Source organism: Galliscardovia ingluviei (assembly GCF_014635685.1).
Lineage (GTDB): Bacteria > Actinomycetota > Actinomycetes > Actinomycetales > Bifidobacteriaceae > Galliscardovia > Galliscardovia ingluviei.
Genome location: NZ_BMDH01000009.1, coordinates 1 through 2,602, shown reverse-complemented (window position 1 = coordinate 2,602; position 2,602 = coordinate 1). Strand labels below are relative to the sequence as shown.

Genomic DNA, 2,602 nt, shown 5'->3' with positions numbered 1-2,602 from the left:
GTCACACCCTCATCCTTCCATCTCATTGCTTCGGTAAAAACCCCAATGAGACGATCTAACAGCAAGCCGTTATCTATCGTTGTAAAATATTCGAATAGATTATGCGCATGCTCACCACGCGTCACAATATAATCCGGCTCAACACGATCATTACCAACACCCGTCACCCACAGCGCATCACTGACAGGACGCTCAAGAAACTCACGCTTAATCACCTCAAGCTCAGCAATCCCCTCCTGCAACGACGCCACCTCCACACGACCCCAATACAACTGCCGCATCACCACAGGAAAACGACTACCCCACACACCGTTCTCTAACCGCATACATACCGTTGCAAAAAACTCAGTAAAAAAACCAACAGTACCAACGTTAAACAGTCCGTACCTATACTTCACCCCAAGAGACATACTAATCTCCTTCCTCAAAGATAATCTCAACATCTACAGAAACACGACTACGAATCTTCTCCACCAAAGAAGTTCTAATATCATCAGAAATATCCTGACCCTCAACATCAATCACAATCATCTGACGCATACCCTCAGGTAAATACAACTTACGCTGCTAGTACTTATCATCTAGAAGAAACTGCCCCAACCCAACAGCCAGAATGTGGTTTAAAACCTTCAACTCTTTAGAAATTAAACAGTAAACAGCATAGACAGCCACGTAAAAATCAACAACAACCCAGCATAAAACGTCATGTAATCACCTTTGACCACACAGCACAACAACAACTGTTACTGCCCTATCATTTTCTTATGGATACCCTATCGGCAACAATAGTGAAATCAGTATATTTATCGGATCCATGAAACACCACTTGCCCATCCACCTCCTTTAATTCCGCACTCGCCACTAAATGCTCTCCGATCACATGTCCACGAAAACTCCTTACCCCTTCAAAAATCAAAGCAAAGCCAATACCATTACTTCCACGACCACGCACAGCAGAATGATCTAACGGCACAGGCAAAAACATACCTATCTCTATATGACTACCACCCTCTTCCACAGTAAGACGATAACTCCTAATCTGCTCTAACGAAGGCACCACATCATACAACTGACGTAACCATTCACCTGACTCCACAACATCAATCCACATCATCAAACCCCTCTCTACCAGACCCTAAAAGGATCACCAACAGCACGAACACCAAAAATATGCTGCACAAGAGCACCATCAGAAGTAATAGCTAGATCAGCATCACGCCCATGAGCAACAAACCGAACATCGTAATTATCCAAATCATGAAACTCAGCATCCACCACAGCGAAAGGACGATCCAACCGCATAGAAAACTCTCTAATCCAACAGAATGTCAACTCCACTCTCGCAATAGTAAACCCCTGCTGCTGCCACTTCTTCGAAGGATGATCCACCGGAGTAGGGATATCAAAATACACATCAATCATCTGCCCACTGCTCTGAACTTCGAGACCGCACAGCACCATGCCATCNCATAGCAAGCTCCTTTACTCGTCAGTTTCAAAATAATAATGACGCTGCACACCATCAATACTACCAGTCCAAGGATTCGCCGCAGGACGAGCATGAACATGCGAGACCAAGTTTAATCAAAAGAAGTATAGATCCAGATACCCCCTCATTTCATAAAATGATACATACCAGTAGATCGCATCTTACTTTTTTGTATACCCCTTGACGTCCGAAATCGAAATCTGCGAGGCAACAATACTAACCCTACAGGTAGGGTCGCATTCATCATCATATGCCAGAAAATGTACCTCACCATCATCCCGATACATTGAAACATCAATTGTAGAATATTGTGCCAGCATAAACACGTTGCAATATGAGACATTAGAAAAAACTAAATTAGCACAGGCTCTATTATAATTTTGAAACTTCCATTGCAGAATCTGTCGATCAAACGGAGCAGACAACCATAAAGAAAGTTGTACTTTATGATCCTTAATGTCATACAATGTGTCACTCAAAACAATGTTTGACAAACTCGGAGCAGTCTCATACAGTCTCGACAGTACCGAATCAGATTGAACAAGTTCGTTCCATAAAGTCATATTAACCTCAAGCACTATAATTCAATAAACAATCGTTTGGTAATTGCTCAGATGCGGCTACCATAAACATGTCCTATCGATACGTACATAGAAAGTATTTTTACTCTAAAATTAGAGCTAGTAATTTTACAACATACAACTAAATCATCCACTTGTTCTATCTGTGCAATCCCATTCACACCACTACATTGGTCTATATATTCGCATAGAAACATATGCTCGAACCTCAAAACAATGTTTGCATGAGTTCTACAATCTCTCTCCCACTTTGCAGGGATATGATCAACCGTATTCTTAGAAGTAAAAAATACCTCTACATATTGTCCCGAACGAATGTTTAACTCAGTAACCCAAAAATCTTCAAGAGGAGGAATTTTATCAAACAATCGTTCTAGAAAACTATTCCTGCCAGTAACTTCATACCACATATTTTGTCCAATCTACTCAGGATACAAATAGTGACTATTCACCCCATCAGCATCATGAGACAAATAAAAAGCATCATCACCCACATGCTGCATCACCGGAGCATCAATCCCAGTACCATCCA

General features: G+C 41.6%; 5 protein-coding genes. All 5 read right to left on the bottom strand.

From position 1 onward, the window contains the following. Positions 1-410 (bottom strand): Imm70 family immunity protein (locus IEU85_RS08580; protein WP_188355851.1); only part of this gene is annotated, 410 nt, incomplete at its 3' end. A 1-nt stretch (position 411) separates the two neighbouring features. Continuing rightward, positions 412-540, bottom strand: a complete 129-nt coding sequence (locus tag IEU85_RS08815) for a hypothetical protein (RefSeq protein WP_268234218.1) — start codon at positions 538-540, stop codon at positions 412-414. 214 nt (positions 541-754) lie between these two features. Continuing rightward, positions 755-1,114, bottom strand: coding sequence for a hypothetical protein (locus IEU85_RS08575; RefSeq protein ID WP_188355850.1), 360 nt, complete (start codon positions 1,112-1,114; stop codon positions 755-757). A gap of 11 nt (positions 1,115-1,125) precedes the next feature. After that, positions 1,126-1,461, bottom strand: a complete 336-nt coding sequence (locus tag IEU85_RS08570) for a hypothetical protein (RefSeq protein WP_188355849.1) — start codon at positions 1,459-1,461, stop codon at positions 1,126-1,128. 638 nt (positions 1,462-2,099) lie between these two features. Further along, positions 2,100-2,480, bottom strand: coding sequence for an Imm50 family immunity protein (locus IEU85_RS08565; protein WP_188355848.1), 381 nt, complete (start codon positions 2,478-2,480; stop codon positions 2,100-2,102). Positions 2,481-2,602 lie beyond the last annotated feature (122 nt).